The sequence below is a fragment of the Pleomorphomonas sp. NRK KF1 genome (genome assembly GCF_023721755.1).
Taxonomy (GTDB): domain Bacteria; phylum Pseudomonadota; class Alphaproteobacteria; order Rhizobiales; family Pleomorphomonadaceae; genus Pleomorphomonas.
This window is the reverse complement of sequence record NZ_JAMDLH010000002.1, coordinates 705032-718905: the sequence shown is the minus strand read 5'-3', so window position 1 is coordinate 718905 and position 13874 is coordinate 705032. Positions and strand designations below refer to the sequence as shown.

Sequence of the window (13874 nt, the reverse complement as noted above, 5' to 3'; positions counted from 1 at the left end):
TGAATCTGCCACAATGCCGATTGTTTCCGGATGCCTTGCGCCCGCCGGTGGAACAGCGTTTTGCGTCAACAAGATGGGAGCTCGGTATCGCTCCTTTGTTCGACGTGGCGGTTCAAATGGCTGAATTCTCCGGAAAACGACGAGCTTGCGGAAACGGACGTCCAAGTCTCGGGCGCGAACCGACATCGGGTGCCGAAACACTCGCTTTCGTTGAACAATAAAGGCCTCCGACCACCCATTCAGTATTTCAGCAAGGATTTTGGTCAAGGATGCTGTCCGTACAGCTGCCGGTGAAGAGCGGCGACAACGATGTAACGGGACGGGCGACAGCCATGACAAATGAGCCGATCGCAGATCAGAACTCGGCACGATTCGTGCCGCCGGCACCCGCTGCCTTGCGTGGTGAAGGTTCTTTCGTCCGCCGCCTGTCGTCCAAGTTCGTGGAGGCAATGGGGCGCTTTGCCGCCTGGCCTCTGTTGGTAGCCCTCAGACGCGCCCTGCTGCTCTCCTTGCCGCTGGTGCTGGTCGGCGCGTTCGCCCATTTCGTCAACGCGCTTCTTTCCTTTTCCTTTGTCTCGGCGCTTCCTTCCGAAGTCATCGCGGCCCTGCGCGCGCTCTGTTCCACCCTCGCGGGAGGCACCTTCGGCCTTGTCGCTCTGGTCGTCGTCGCCGGCTTCTCCCATTCGCTGGCCGTTCTTGTCAGCACGCGCGCCGATCGCTACCCGGTGAATCCGGCCAGTGCCTCCGTGGTTGCGTTGGCATGCTTCTTCATTGTCGTTGCGCCGGAAACGCTCGAGCGCTGGAAGGATGCGCTGTCGTCATCGCGTGGACTGCCGGCGGCGTTGGTCGTAGCCGTCAGCGCCAGCTACTTGTTCCTTTTCCTTGCGCGTCGTCCGCGGTTCCGTCTTCGCTTGCGCGGCTTCGGCGGCGATCCGTTGGTCGGCGATCTTTTTTCCATCCTGCCGGCCGGCATGATCACGCTGTTCGTCTTCGCCGCGATCCGCCAGATACAGGTGAGCTTTGGCGGACCGGATCTGACCACGACCTTGTCGACCGCCATATCGGCGCCTTTCGCCGGGGCAGAGCCGTCGGCGTTGGTTTCGGCAGCCTACGTCCTGGTCCGCCAGTCCATTTGGTTCCTCGGCGGGCACGGGGGCAACATGTTGGCGCCCGTGCTGGAGCAGATGATGACGGCGGCCGATGGGGCCAGAGCCGCCGGCTCGGCCACGGCCATCACCTGGAACTTCTTTCCCATCTACTCCGCCTACGGCGGTTCCGGGTCCACACTCTGTCTGATCCTCGCACTTCTCTATTCCGACAAGGAGCCGGCCATCCGTCGCCTTGCCTGGTTGTCGCTGTTGCCGGCTTTCATCAACGTCAACGAACCCCTGCTGTTCGGTTTGCCGTTGATCCTGAATCCGCTCTACGTCGTTCCCTTCATCCTGACCCCGGTCGTGCAATCGCTGATCGCCTATGCGGCGACGATTGGCGGCTTCGTTCCCGTGGCCGACCAAACGGTTTCCTGGACGATGCCGACGCTTTTCAGCGGCTACCTGGCCACCGGTTCGTCGGCTGGCGTCGTCTTGCAGCTCGTGTCGCTCGCCGTCGGAATGGTGCTTTACCTGCCGTTCGTCCGGATTGCGCGGCGACTGAGGGTCGCTGCCAACGCCGAGGCGATGCGAACGCTGATAGAAGCCTCGGAGTCGACCGAGGTGGTGCACGGACATAGGCTGATCGACCTGCATGGCACCGCCGGGCATCTTGCCAGCGTTCTTGCCCGGGATCTGGTGGACGCGCTCGGATCGTCCGACCGCCTCTTTCTCCAGTATCAGCCACAGGTATGCATCGAAGAGCGCCGGGTGTTCGGTGTCGAGGCGCTGCTGAGGTGGAACCATGAGATTTACGGCCTCATTCCCCCCTCGGTGACCGTCGCACTGGCGGAGGACATGCATTTCGCCGATCAGTTGGGCGAGCATGTGCTTCGTCTTGCCTGTCGGCAGCGCGCCGCCTGGGCCTCGTCGGTGCCCGGCGACCTCATTGTCTCCGTCAACGTCTCACCCCTCCAGTTGCAGGATGCCTCCTTCGACCGGAGGGTCCTGCGCGTTCTGGCCGAGGAGAAGCTCGATCCGCATCTCGTCGAGCTGGAAATCACCGAGTCGACCTCGCTTGCGCCCGCCGCTCAAGCGATCGGTGCGTTGCTCCGCCTGCGGAAGGCCGGTGTCCGCATTGCACTCGACGACTTCGGCATGGGGCACACCTCGTTGCACTACCTGCGCGAACTGCCACTGGATACGCTGAAGATCGACCGCTCGCTCACCTTCACGAGCCAGGGCGACCTCAACGAACATGTCATCCGGTCGATCGTCACGCTCAGCCGTACGCTCGGTCTCCGCGCCGTGGTGGAAGGCATCGAGCAGCCCGAGCAGCTTCCCCGGTTCATCGATCTCGGTTGCGCCCGCTTCCAGGGCTATCTGTTCTCAAGACCGCTCGAAAGCGGTCCCTGCCTCGACTACATCCTCGCCAATGCCGGCGTCGCCGCCTGAACCTGTCCGGCTCCGTCTGGGACGGCGGATGAAAGCATGCTACCAAACTGCGGGATGACCGCGCGATGGGGCGAAGTGGGCCGGTTCGGCTCTCCACCGCGGCGGCCAAGAGTGAACGTGCGATGGGAGGCCTCATGTCCGTCACCTCGTCAGCGGCGCTCGCCGCCGTCATCGATCACACCATCCTGCGTCCGGATGCCACCGAGGCGGACATTGAACAATTCTGCGCCGAGGCATTGCAGTGGAGCTTCGCCTCCGTCTGCGTCAATCCGATCCATGTCCCGCGCGTTGCCGCGGCTTTGCGCGGCTCGGTGGTCAGAACCTGCTCGGTGGCGGGCTTTCCGCTGGGGGCGATGCCCACCGAACTCAAACGCCGCGAGTTGGAATGGGTGCTGGCCGGAGGCGCCAACGAGGTCGACATGGTGATCTCCATCGGCACCTTGAAAGGCGTCGGCGCCGGCCCGATCGGCGACGAGGTTGCCGCGCTCAAGACCATTTGCGGCCCGGCGCCGCTCAAGGTGATCTTGGAAACCTCGCTTCTCACCGACGAGGAGATCGTGGCCGCCTCGCTTGCCGCGAAGAGAGCGGGCGCCGACTTCGTCAAGACATCCACGGCGTTCACCCAGAAAGGTGCGACCGTGGAGGCGGTGGCATTGATGCGTCGCACCGTCGGGCTGGAAATGGGCGTGAAGGCATCCGGTGGCATCCGGTCCTTCGCCGAAGCCATGGCGATGATCGAGGCGGGAGCAAACCGCATCGGCACCAGCCGTGGCGTCGCCCTGATGCGGGAGGCGCACTTCTAGCCCCTCCGATCAGGGCTAGCGCAACGAGCGCCAGTCAGGGAGTTTCAGCCGAGAAATGCGCCGTGGCCGTCCGAGGAAGGTCACGGCGCGGCAGTTCAAGTCAGGCGCTCGCCTTGTCCAACAGTTCGACCTCGGACGGGCTCAGGTGAAGCGTCGCCGCGTGAGCGAAGCTTTCGACGTGCGCCACCCTGGTGGCGCTGGCGATCGGCGCGGTCACACCCGGCCGCGCCATCAGCCAGGCGAGCGCGACCTCGGCCGGCTTGGCATGGCGAGCCTCCGCCACCTGATCGATGGCCGCAAGAATGCCTAAGCCGCGGTCGTTCATATATTTCTCGACGCTGCCCGCCCGGCTGCTGTCCTTGATATCACCGGCGGATCTGTATTTGCCGGTGAGGAAGCCCGAGGCGAGGCTGTAGTATGAAACCACGCCGATGTCCTCATGCATGCACAGGTCACGGAGCGCGCCGTCGAACTGCGAACGCTCGGCGAGACTGTAGTTGGGCTGAAGGACCTGATAGGCTGGCAGGTTCCGCTGCCGTGAGACCGAGAGGGCTTCGCCGAGTTGCTCGGCGTTGACGTTGGAGGCGCCGATCGCTCGCACCTTGCCGGCCCGGATCAGCTTGTCATAAGCGCCCAGCGTCTCCTCGTAGGGTGTCTTGTCTGGCCAGTGCGAGAAGTAGAGATCGATCCGGTCGATGCCGAGCCGCGAGAGCGAACGATCGACCGCTTGGAGGATCCATTTCTCCCCGAGCCCTTTCTCGCCGGGCTGGCCGAGATCGGAACCGACCTTGGTGAAGATCTTGAGCTTGTCTCGGAGCCCCGGGCGGGCCTTCAGCCACCGACCGATGATGGTCTCGGACTCGCCGCCCTGGTTGCCGGGCTTCCAGCGGGAATAGACATCGGCGGTGTCGATGGCGTCAAAGCCATGATCGACGAAGGCGTCCAGCACGTCGAAGCTGGCCTTCTCGTCTATGGTCCAGCCGAAGACGTTACCACCGAACACCAGCGGCGCGATATCGAAGCCGGTCTTCCCGAGCGGGCGCTTTTTCATTTTCCTCTCCGATCATCAGTGGCGATCCGCCTGCGGCGCCACTTCCTCGGAGGGAGTATAGAAGGACGAGCGACGCCCGTCAGTTCGCGCTTCGGCCAATGGCTGATGGTTCAAGGCGTCGGGAGATCAGAACAGCACGTCGTCGAACAGATCCTCGCTCTCCGTCGCCGGGGCGGCGGGGGGAGCGCGCATGCTTCCGCCAAGGATCGTCTGGTGGATGTCGCGCTCGGCGGCCATCGTATAGACCGCGAAGAGGCGCTTCGAGAAGGCCTCGTGATCCCCCGGGTTCTCCACCGGAGCGAGGTTGTCGTTGCTGCCGAACATGCGGTGGCAGGCGTGAAGGTGTTCGCCGAGATCCTTGCTGAAGTCGATGTGGCGGGCGATGTGGGCGATGCGATCGGCGACGGCGTTACCGCTCTCTTCCGCTTCCTTGAGGTGGAGGCTGGTGCGAACGTTGGCCTCGCGCAGGGTCGCGACAGCGCCGTCGATTTCGCCGACGATGTCGACGCGACGACTTTCGCGCTCGGCATCGATGCCGGCAGAGGTCTCGCGCATGGTCGACAGGCGTTGCAATATGTCTTCGGCGGCGACGCCCAGCCTTGCCGCATAGGTGTTCATTTCCGCGGCCACGACACCGACGGCGCGTCCCTTCGGTCCCAGTCGGTTGCTGCGCAGATAGGCGTTGATCGCGAGACAGCGGATGTCGTCGCGAACGCTTCGTATGTTGCCGATGTTGCCCATGTTGCTGAGCAGTTCGGTGGCGACCTGCTTGGTGCTGGCATAGGCCGCCGCCGCCAGTGCGCCCGAGCGCTCGATGTCGCCTACGACGCCTCGCGTCAGGCCGACGCCGTCCTCGATCGTCTGCATTTCCCCGCCACCGGCGCAGCCGGCCTTGCCGGTCAGCGTCAACACGCGGGAGGCTTCTCCTGCCAACCCTTCGATCGTTGCCACGACCACGCGCGTCTGTTCGGTGAAATCCTTGATCAGCGCCGACGTCTGGGCGGCCAGAAGCCGGATGCCGGCCTGCGACAGGGCCTCGGCCTGCTGCTCGGAGGTACACTTGGCCAGTTCGTCGAGAAGCATGGCAATGCCGGCCTGCACATGCTCGATGCGTTGCCGCGCCACGTCGCCCGCTTGCAATGCGGACAGCACCTTGCCGACCTTCTCCTGGACGGATTTCGCCACATCGGCCGTACCGTTGGCGAGCCGTCTCAGGCCGGCACGACGGTTCCGAACCGCCTCAAGCGCTTCGGTCAGCGTCGAGGAGACGGTTGTGACCTGGTTCGCAATGCCGGTCCCCTTGCCACCGACACAGGCGGCGGCGACCTGTGCGCTCAGTTGCCCCACCTTGTCGGCGAAGATCTCGATCTGCTCGATCGCCGAACCAACGTATTTGTCGACGTCGTCGGCGAACTGGGCGAACTCGGAAACGCCGGCCCCGGCGATCCGGGTCTCCATGGCGCATGTATTGAGATAGCGCAGCGAGCGCTGCATGTCGCGGATGCGCGGGGTGATCGCCTCGCTATCCTCAAGGACCGAGGCAAGACGCTGCCCAGCGGCGGTTTCGGTCTCCACGAGGTCTGAAAGGCCTTTCAGCGTGGCAGTAAGTCGGGCGGCGGCCTCGTCGCACGCATGGTCGTCGAGAGCTCCGGTTATGCCGTCGATTGCCGCGAGAAGGCGGGCGACGATGTCATAGGCGGCCATCAGGGCCTTGCCGCCTTCGACGAAACGTTCCTCGATCTGCGAACGGGCGGCCTCGAGCTGATCGGAGACTGCGCGGAGATCGGGCTGGCGGGACGTGCCTTCTGAAATCACTCTGCCACTCCTGTCCTGAGCCAATGGTTCCAGAAAAGAGTGAAATATCGGTTCACCACCATCAGTCGTTTGTTCGCATGGGGTTTCGAGATCGCCGATCGGGATGCAACGGTGCTTTCCACTCCATCGGCAATCGTGCGATAAGCCCCTGCATTCTTTCCGGAACGGACCCCGCAGACCATGACCGAAAAGCCGCCTCGCGAGGGCAAGCGCCCGACGATTGCCGACGTGGCGCGCGTGGCCGGCGTGGCCCCGGCCATCGTCTCGCGAGCCCTGTCGCCGAGCCGCCGGCCGGTTTCGCTCGAAAAGAAGGAGCGGGTCCTGAAGGCGGCGGCCGAGCTCGGCTATCATCAGAATCCGTTGGCACGCGGCCTTGCGACCAAGTCGATCGATCTGGTTGCCGTCATCATCAACTATCTCAGCGACCTTTCCGATCTCGACCTGTTCGACCCATTGCTCGAGGGTATCCAGTCGCTCGGCAAGCAGGCCATCCTGATCCGCGTCGGCCGTACCAAGCGCATCGACGACTTCCTGCGCAACTCGCTGACCTACCACGTGCATGCCGCTTTGGTGTTCTCGGATTTTGCCGATGCAGGCGAGGTGCGCGCCCTCTTCCATAGCGACAACGTGCTGATGCTGAACGGGCGCTTCGACGCCGAGAGCGCTCGCATTCAGATCGACGAGGGGAGCGGCATCGGCGAGTTGGTGCGCCACGCCCGCACGAAGGGTGTCGAGAGCGCCATTCTGGTCACGGGGCGCGCCAGTTCGCTCGTCGAGGAGGCCCGCATTCTCGCCTATCGGTCGGCTTGCGCCGCCGCCGGCATCCGTCTTCTCTCCGAAGTGGGCGGTGATTATTCCTATGGCGCGGGCATAAAGGCGGCCGAAGCGATCGCTGGTGCGAAGCCGGACGCCGTGTTCTGCACCTCAGACTCGATGGCGATGGGCGTAATGGACGGCTTGCGCAGGAATGGCTGGCAGCCGCCTGCCGATTATCTGCTCTATGGCTTTGACGCGGTCGAGAAAGGCAACTTTGCCGCCTACGACATTTCCAGCGTCGGCTTCGACCATTCGGCGCTGGTGGCCGGCATCCTTTCCTTTCTCAAGGAGCCGAAAGAGTTTCCGGCATCGGGCCTCGACATTCCAACCCGGTTCATGTCACGCGGCACCGGCTGAGAAAGTCGGCCTGATACAAAAACTCGGCACCGGTTTTCACCGGCGCCGAGCAGCGTCTGCGGTCCTTGGCTGGCGAACTTTCGCCGCCTTCTTACCAGAGCGGGGTCAGTGTCGGCGGATTGGCCTTCTCGCCCCACCACTTCTTGTAGTTGGCCTCATAGGCGCCCGACTGGATGTAGTCCGACACGAACATGTCGACCCAACGCTGGAAGTCGGCGTCCCCCTGGGCGATGGCGATGCCGATCGGGTCGTTGGAGTAGAGCCCGGGCAGGGTGACGAGCGAGGCGTCCTTGGTGGCCAGATAGTCGAGCATCGACGAATCCTCGATGCCGGCGTCGACGCGCTTCTGCTTGAGCAGCAGCACGCCGTCCGGCGAGAAGTTGTCGGTGTAGACCAACTCGGCCGTCGGCACGGCGCGCTTCAGGAAGGTCTCGCCGGTGGTGCCGCGACCGACCACCACCTTCTTGCCGGCAAGGCCTTCAAGCGAGGTGATGCCGGCATCGGCCTGCGCGATGATGCGAAGGCCAGCGCGGTTATAGGGGATCGAGAAGCTGACCGCCTTGGCGCGGGCGAGCGTCGCCGAGGTGTTGGCAACCACGAGGTCAAGCTGATTGGCAACCAACATGGACACGCGGGCGTCGCCCGAAACGTCGGTGAACTCGGGCTTCACGCCGAGCTTTTCCGCCAGCATGGTGGCGACATCGACGTCGTAACCGACCGGGTTGTTCTGGTCGTCGCGGAAGCCGATCGGCTCGCCGCCCAGCGACACGCCGATGCGGATGACGCCGGCGTCGAGGATTTCCTGGAGCTTGGAGCCGGCGCTCGCCGTGCTCGCCAGCGCAAGGCACATGGCCGCGGCGGCAAGGGTTGTCTTCAGAAGCCGATGCATGATGTCTCTCCTGTGATCAAAGCTGTTCCGATTGCCGCCGCTCGGGTGCGGGCATGCCGGGTTCCCAGAACCAGTAGGAGACCGGCTTGTTGCCCCTGAGCGTAACGACGCGATGCTTGTTTTTATTGTCGAGCGCATGAATGACCACCTCGCCGATGAAGCCACCCTTGAGGGCGAGGAGGTCCTCGGCGGCGCGCTCTACCGCCGCATCGAGTGAAAGGCCGAACTTCAATCCCTGCACCACGGCGTGCGACGTGGCACAGCGCATGGTCATTTCGCCGGTGTGGGTGCAGGCCGCGGCGCCGTAGCGGCTGTCGGCGTAGAAGCCGGCGCCAGGGATCGGGCTGTCGCCGAGCCGACCGGGATACTTCCAGGCCCAGCCCGACGTAGAGGTGACGACGGCGGCGTTGCCGCCGGAATCGATGCCGAGGAAGACGGTGGTGTCGCGAACCCGCTCGGGATCGGTGATGGCGTTGGAGAGCGGGATCAGCGGCACATCCGGGAAGGCGGCGCGTGCCGTCTCGTCAAGCAGGTCGTCGAGCTTCTTGCGCCAAACCCGCTTGCTGTCAGGGAAGAGAATATCGTCTTCGCTGAAACCGATTTCACTTGCGAAGCGGCGAGCGCCCTCGCCGGTCAGCATCACATGCGGCAGGCGGCGCATCACCTCGCGCGCCAGCGCCGCCACGTGCAGCGTGCGCGGCACGGCGCCGACGGACCCGACGCACAGCGTCGTCCCGTCCATGACGGCACCGTCGCACTCCATTTCGCCGACCATGTTGGGCCAGCCGCCGTAGCCGACGGAACGAACGCTTGGCGTCGCCTCGACGTAACCGATGCCCTCGACCAGCGCGTCAAGGGCGCCGCCCCCGGCGAGAAGGGTGTCGACGGCATGGGAAAAACCGGGCTCGGCCTCGGTGTTGGCAAGCAGGATCAAGGCTCAGTCCTTTTTCATCTTGGACAGAAACTGACGGATGCGCGGAACGGCGAGACCGCCGTCCTCGGCGAAGAACTGCGCCGTCGGCAGGTCGACGATCAGCTCGCCCTGTTCCAGGAAGACGATGCGGCTCGATATGTGGCGGGCGAACTCGATTTCGTGGGTGACGAACACCATGGTGGTGCCGTCGGCGGCGAGTTCGGCGAGGATGCGCAGCACGTCGCCGGTCATCTCCGGATCGAGGGCGGAGGTCACTTCGTCTAGCAGCAGATAGCGGGGCTGCATGGCGAGCGCCCGGCAGATTCCGACGCGCTGGCGCTGGCCACCTGACAGTTGCTGCGGGTAGGCGTCGGCATGAGCTCCGAGCCCCACCTTTTCGAGCAGTGCGCGGGCGCGCGCCTCGGCTTCCGCCTTCGGCAGTTTCAGGACCTCGATCGGCGCGAGGGTGATATTCCTCAGTGCCGTCATGTGCGGATAGAGGTTGAACAGCTGGAAGACGGTGGCCGACGCCCGCCGGGCGGCGACGAGGCCGGCTTTCGTCGAGACGTCATGACCGTCGACGGTGATCTTGCCGCCCGACAGTGCCTCAAGGCCGTTGATGCAACGGATCAGCGTCGATTTGCCGGAGCCCGAGGCGCCGAGAATGGTGACCACCTCGCCCGGCTCGACCCGGAGATTGACGTGCTTCAGCACGAGGGCGTCCCCGAAGCGCTTTTCGACGTTCTCGGCGACGATCATCAGATGCCTCCCCATTTCACGGACTTGCGCAGTGCCGCTTCGACGCGGCTGCCGGCAAGGGCGAGCGTCTTCGCCGCGAGATAGTAGATGAGCCCGATCACCGCCCAGACGATGAAGGGTTGCAGCGTCCTGAGATTCAGGATGTTGCCGATCTTGGTGAGATCGAACACGCCGATCACCGAGATCAGCGAAGTCACCTGCAACTGGTTGACCAGGATGCCGACGAGCGGACCAACCGAGAAGGCGGCGGCCTGCGGCGCGATGACGAAGCGCAGAATCTGGGATCGATCAAGACCGAACACCTTGGCCGCCTCGATTTGGTCGCGGTCGATGGATTCGATGCCGGACCGGAAGACGACGAAGGCGAAGGCGGCGGTGTTGAGGCTGATGGTCAGCGTCGCCGCTTCGACCGGCGTCATGCGGATATGCAGGAAGGCCGGAATGCCGAAGAACACCAGGAACAGCTGCACCAGCACCGGCGAGTTCTTAAGCGCTTCGGTGACCAGCACGATCACCGGGCGGCAGCCGGGTATCCGGTAATGGTGGACGACGGCCAGCAAGAGGCCGATCGCAAGGCCGATCAGCGTCGTGCCGATGAACAGGGCCAGCGTGACGCCAAGGCCCTGCAAGAGGAGCACGATGTCGTAGGGCGTGAAATCGGCGTAGCGCATCAGCCCCCCATCATGAAGCGGTTGAGACGACGGTGGGTCGCCGAGATGGCAAAGGACAGCAGCGTCGTCAGCGAGGCATAGAGCACCAGGAGCACCGCATAGACTTCGAACGGCTTGAAGGTGGTGGCGGCGACGATCTTGGCGGCGCCTGTCAGCTCATTGACGGTGATGGTCGACAGGATCGACGAGGTCAGCACGAGGTTGATCAGCACCGAACCCATCGGCCGCACCGAAACGCGCAGGGCAATCGGCAGCACGATGCGGGTGAAGATCTTGACCCGGTTGAGGCCCGACACCTTGGCGGCATCGATCACGCCGGTGTCGACAGTCATGATGCCCGACAGGATGACGTCGGAGACGAAGGCGCCGCCGGCGATCGACATGGCGATGACGCCGGTCTCGAAGGCGCCGATGTAGATGCCGAGCTCGGGCAGGCCGTAGAAGAAGAAGAACAGCTGGACGAGGAAGGGAACGTTGCGGAAGACGTCACCATAGGCGTTGGCGGCGCCTCGCACCCACCTGTTGCCGGACGATCGCATCGAAGCGGTGAGGGCGCCGAGCAGCACCGCGCCGACGATGGCGAGCAGGCAAGCGGCGATCGTCAGGGCAAAGCCCTGTAACAAAAAGCCGATATGCGGCTCGATGACCCGCCAGAAACGCACCCGTGTTCCCCCGCCATTATTGCTGTGAAAGCGGTTTCACTTTTTGTAGGGACGATTCCGAGGACTGTCAAGCAAGGGGCGACGGAGACTCCATCCAGTCCAGGGTGTTCAGGAATTTTACATGCGGAAATTTTGAACTTGACGCAAGATATGTAGACTGCGAAATCTTGAAAACAGGAGGCGCACTTGGCCTTGCCGGTCTCTGGGCGGCAATCTCATGGTTGGCGTCCCGCCATGGAAGCATCTACAATGACTGTGGTGCTCCGGTTGTGGGTGGAACGGGGATGGCAGCGTGACGACGACGATCCGAACGATGGAAGAGTTCTCCGACTATGTCGGTCTGTCTCGCCCAACCGTTTCCCGCTATTTCAACGATCCCAACTCCGTCCGGCGTCAGACGCGCGAAGCCATCGAAAAGGCGATCAAGGAGTCCGGCTTCCGGCCCAACCTGTTCGCGGTGAACCTCAACCGCCGTCGCACCAACATTCTCGGCATCATCGTCCCCAACTCGACCGACGTCTTCTACATGGCGTTGACGAGGCGCATCGAGGTTCTGGCCGAAGAGGCCGGCTATCTCGCCTTCGTTCTCTCGTCGGATGGCAAGCCGAAGCTCGAAGAACGTGCGATCGAGACCTTCAAGGCGATGAACGTCGCCGGCGCCGTCATTGCACCGCTCGGCGTGCAGTCTCACCTCGACAAGTTGTCCAGGCTGGGCGCCAGCATTCCGCTGATCTACGTCGACTCGCAGCTTGACGCCGCCTCGGCATTCGTCGGCACCGATAACCGTCAGAGCTTCCGTCTCATCGTCGACTATTTGTCGCGCTCGGGTGATGCGCCCTGCTATTTCGGCATGCCCTCGGTCAACCGCAATGCCGGCGAGCGCCGGGAAGCCTACCGCCTGGCCATGGAGGCCTTGAAGCTGGAGCCGCGCTACGTGGCAACACTGCCGGATACGTCCTGGGATTTCGAGCGGTTCGGATTCACCGAGGCCTCCCGTATCCTGGGGGAGGGCGGTTTCCCCACGCGAACGGTACTCTGCGCCAACGACCGCATCGCCTTCGGCGTTCTGGCCGCCGCCTATCAGGCCGGCCTCAAGGTCGGACGGGGCGACGATTGCGACCTCCGCATCGCCGGGCACGACGATCATCCGCTGTCGCGCTACACCTGCCCGCCGCTGACCACGGTGGCGCAGAACTACAATGAAATCGGCCGCATCGCCGTGGAACTGCTGCTGCACAAGATCAACGCTCGCTTCGACGAGGATGTCGAGCCTCGGCCGAACGAGCGCGTGCTGCTCAACGCCGAAATCATGCTGCGCACGTCGGCCTGACCGGTTTCCTTCTACGCACAAAAAGAACCCTCCCCATGCCCTGGAGCATAGGGAGGGTGCGCGGCTAGCGGTCTTGTTTGTCAGGCTTTTGTCTGGCTGCGCAGGATTGGTTCGTTGTGCACGGTCACGCCAACGTCGGCCTTGAGTTTGTCGATGCGGGCGGCGCAGGCTGCGACGGCGGACGAGCCGGTGAGAAGATCAAAGCGCAGGCGGAAGCGGGCCTCGGCGCCCGGCTCCAGCGTCTTGAGCCGGCCAGCCGCCCGCTCGACCGGCAGCGGATACGGGTAGTTGGAGCCCGGCTCAAGTCCGGTCACATATCCCTGCCTGTCGGTGTCGGTGTTCTTCCAGAGCGTGAAGGCCGGCATTTCCTCGACATGGTAGGTGACCGAGAAGCCCAGCGTTTCCTTGGCATTGATCAGTGCCACCTCGGTACGGCCGTCGGCGCTGGCCGCAAGCTCGCAGGCATAGAGCATTTCATCGAAGTCGCGCGTCGGGCCACGGTAATGGTCCCAGCTCGAGAGGTCGGGCTTGGCCGCGTCGTTGAACGGGGTGACGTGGGCGAATGGCCCGATGACGCGAGCGCCTTCCTCCAGCACCGGGCGGCCGACGTTGGTGTGGTAGATCACCTCATAGGAGTGGGCATAGTCGGCCCGGTTGACCAGCCGGTCGTCAATCGAGAATCCCGTGTCGCCGGGCACGACGGTCAGCTCCGTGCAGGTCTCGAACTCGACGTTCTTGAACGCCTTCTCCTTGATCAGGCCGCACAGCGTGATGCGATGCGGCGCCTCGCGCGAAATGCGCACCTCGACCTTGGAGGCCGGCGTGTTGCCGGCCCGGCCGTGCAGCGTATAGACCTTGTCGCCATCGACCATGGGATGGCCGGTCCACTCGTAGCCGCAGCGCACCATCAGCTCGTTGAAGCCTTCCAGCCAGCCGAGCCCGTTGCGCTCGCCGAGGCGGATGAACGAGGGATGCACGACCTCGTCGACCGGCGAGGCCCAGCCGAAGTCGACTCCGTCGAGGCTCGCCTTCAGGATGCCCATGCCGCGCGTCGGGATGACGGTCACCGCCAGACGTCCGGCCCGAATGGTGACGAGCGTGCTGCCCTCCTGCCGGCCGCCGTGCAGCGTTCTTTTCACGATCTCGAAAGGCGTGTCGCCCTTGAGTCCGAGCTCGCCGGAGGAGACCGACCAGTCGGCAACCTCGAGCCCGCCGGCCGTATCGGTCAGCGTGAAGATGATGTCATCCATTTTGTCTTGCGTCCT

12 protein-coding genes are annotated in these 13874 nt (G+C 63.9%); 4 read left to right on the top strand and 8 right to left on the bottom strand.

Annotated elements, in window-relative coordinates:
- Window positions 1-269 precede the first annotated feature (269 nt).
- Complete coding sequence (locus M4J39_RS08660; RefSeq protein WP_251727405.1) at window positions 270-2543, top strand: EAL domain-containing protein; 2274 nt, start codon at window positions 270-272, stop codon at window positions 2541-2543.
- Window positions 2544-2677: 134 nt separating this feature from the next.
- Window positions 2678-3346, top strand: coding sequence for a deoxyribose-phosphate aldolase (gene deoC / locus M4J39_RS08655; RefSeq protein WP_251727404.1), 669 nt, complete (start codon window positions 2678-2680; stop codon window positions 3344-3346).
- A 100-nt stretch (window positions 3347-3446) separates the two neighbouring features.
- On the opposite strand, the gene M4J39_RS08650 is transcribed toward deoC, so the two are convergent.
- Together M4J39_RS08650 and M4J39_RS08645 are read right to left on the bottom strand one after the other, a co-directional pair.
- Window positions 3447-4397, bottom strand: a complete 951-nt coding sequence (locus M4J39_RS08650; protein ID WP_251727403.1) for an aldo/keto reductase — start codon at window positions 4395-4397, stop codon at window positions 3447-3449.
- Window positions 4398-4523: 126 nt separating this feature from the next.
- Entirely contained in the window at window positions 4524-6212 is a 1689-nt protein-coding gene (locus M4J39_RS08645) for a hypothetical protein (protein ID WP_251727402.1), read from the bottom strand.
- A 180-nt stretch (window positions 6213-6392) separates the two neighbouring features.
- Here M4J39_RS08645 and M4J39_RS08640 point away from each other — a divergent pair, with 180 nt between their 5' ends.
- A complete protein-coding gene (locus M4J39_RS08640; RefSeq protein WP_251727401.1) occupies window positions 6393-7385 on the top strand; it encodes a LacI family DNA-binding transcriptional regulator in 993 nt (330 codons plus the stop codon).
- Between the two features lie 91 nt (window positions 7386-7476).
- Here the strand turns inward: M4J39_RS08640 and M4J39_RS08635 are convergent, their stop codons facing one another.
- Genes M4J39_RS08635 through M4J39_RS08615 form a run of 5 tightly spaced genes read right to left on the bottom strand, consistent with a single transcriptional unit; the run spans window position 7477 to window position 11279 of the window.
- Window positions 7477-8274 carry a transporter substrate-binding domain-containing protein gene (locus M4J39_RS08635; RefSeq protein WP_251727400.1) on the bottom strand — a complete coding sequence of 266 codons (798 nt, stop codon included), beginning with the start codon at window positions 8272-8274 and terminating at the stop codon, window positions 7477-7479.
- 16 nt (window positions 8275-8290) lie between these two features.
- Complete coding sequence (locus M4J39_RS08630; RefSeq protein ID WP_251727399.1) at window positions 8291-9208, bottom strand: isoaspartyl peptidase/L-asparaginase; 918 nt, start codon at window positions 9206-9208, stop codon at window positions 8291-8293.
- Between the two features lie 3 nt (window positions 9209-9211).
- Entirely contained in the window at window positions 9212-9946 is a 735-nt protein-coding gene (locus tag M4J39_RS08625) for an amino acid ABC transporter ATP-binding protein (protein ID WP_251727398.1), read from the bottom strand.
- Window positions 9946-10617, bottom strand: a complete 672-nt coding sequence (locus tag M4J39_RS08620; protein ID WP_251727397.1) for an amino acid ABC transporter permease — start codon at window positions 10615-10617, stop codon at window positions 9946-9948. Before M4J39_RS08620 ends, M4J39_RS08625 begins: the two co-directional genes overlap by 1 nt.
- Window positions 10617-11279, bottom strand: coding sequence for an ABC transporter permease subunit (locus tag M4J39_RS08615; protein ID WP_251727396.1), 663 nt, complete (start codon window positions 11277-11279; stop codon window positions 10617-10619). The genes M4J39_RS08620 and M4J39_RS08615 overlap by 1 nt, the downstream gene beginning before the upstream one ends.
- A 313-nt stretch (window positions 11280-11592) precedes the next feature.
- On the opposite strand from M4J39_RS08615, the gene M4J39_RS08610 reads away from it, so the two are divergent.
- Complete coding sequence (locus M4J39_RS08610; RefSeq protein ID WP_251727593.1) at window positions 11593-12609, top strand: LacI family DNA-binding transcriptional regulator; 1017 nt, start codon at window positions 11593-11595, stop codon at window positions 12607-12609.
- Window positions 12610-12689: 80 nt separating this feature from the next.
- Here M4J39_RS08610 and M4J39_RS08605 read toward each other — a convergent pair whose 3' ends face one another.
- Entirely contained in the window at window positions 12690-13859 is a 1170-nt protein-coding gene (locus M4J39_RS08605; protein ID WP_251727395.1) for an aldose 1-epimerase family protein, read from the bottom strand.
- Window positions 13860-13874 lie beyond the last annotated feature (15 nt).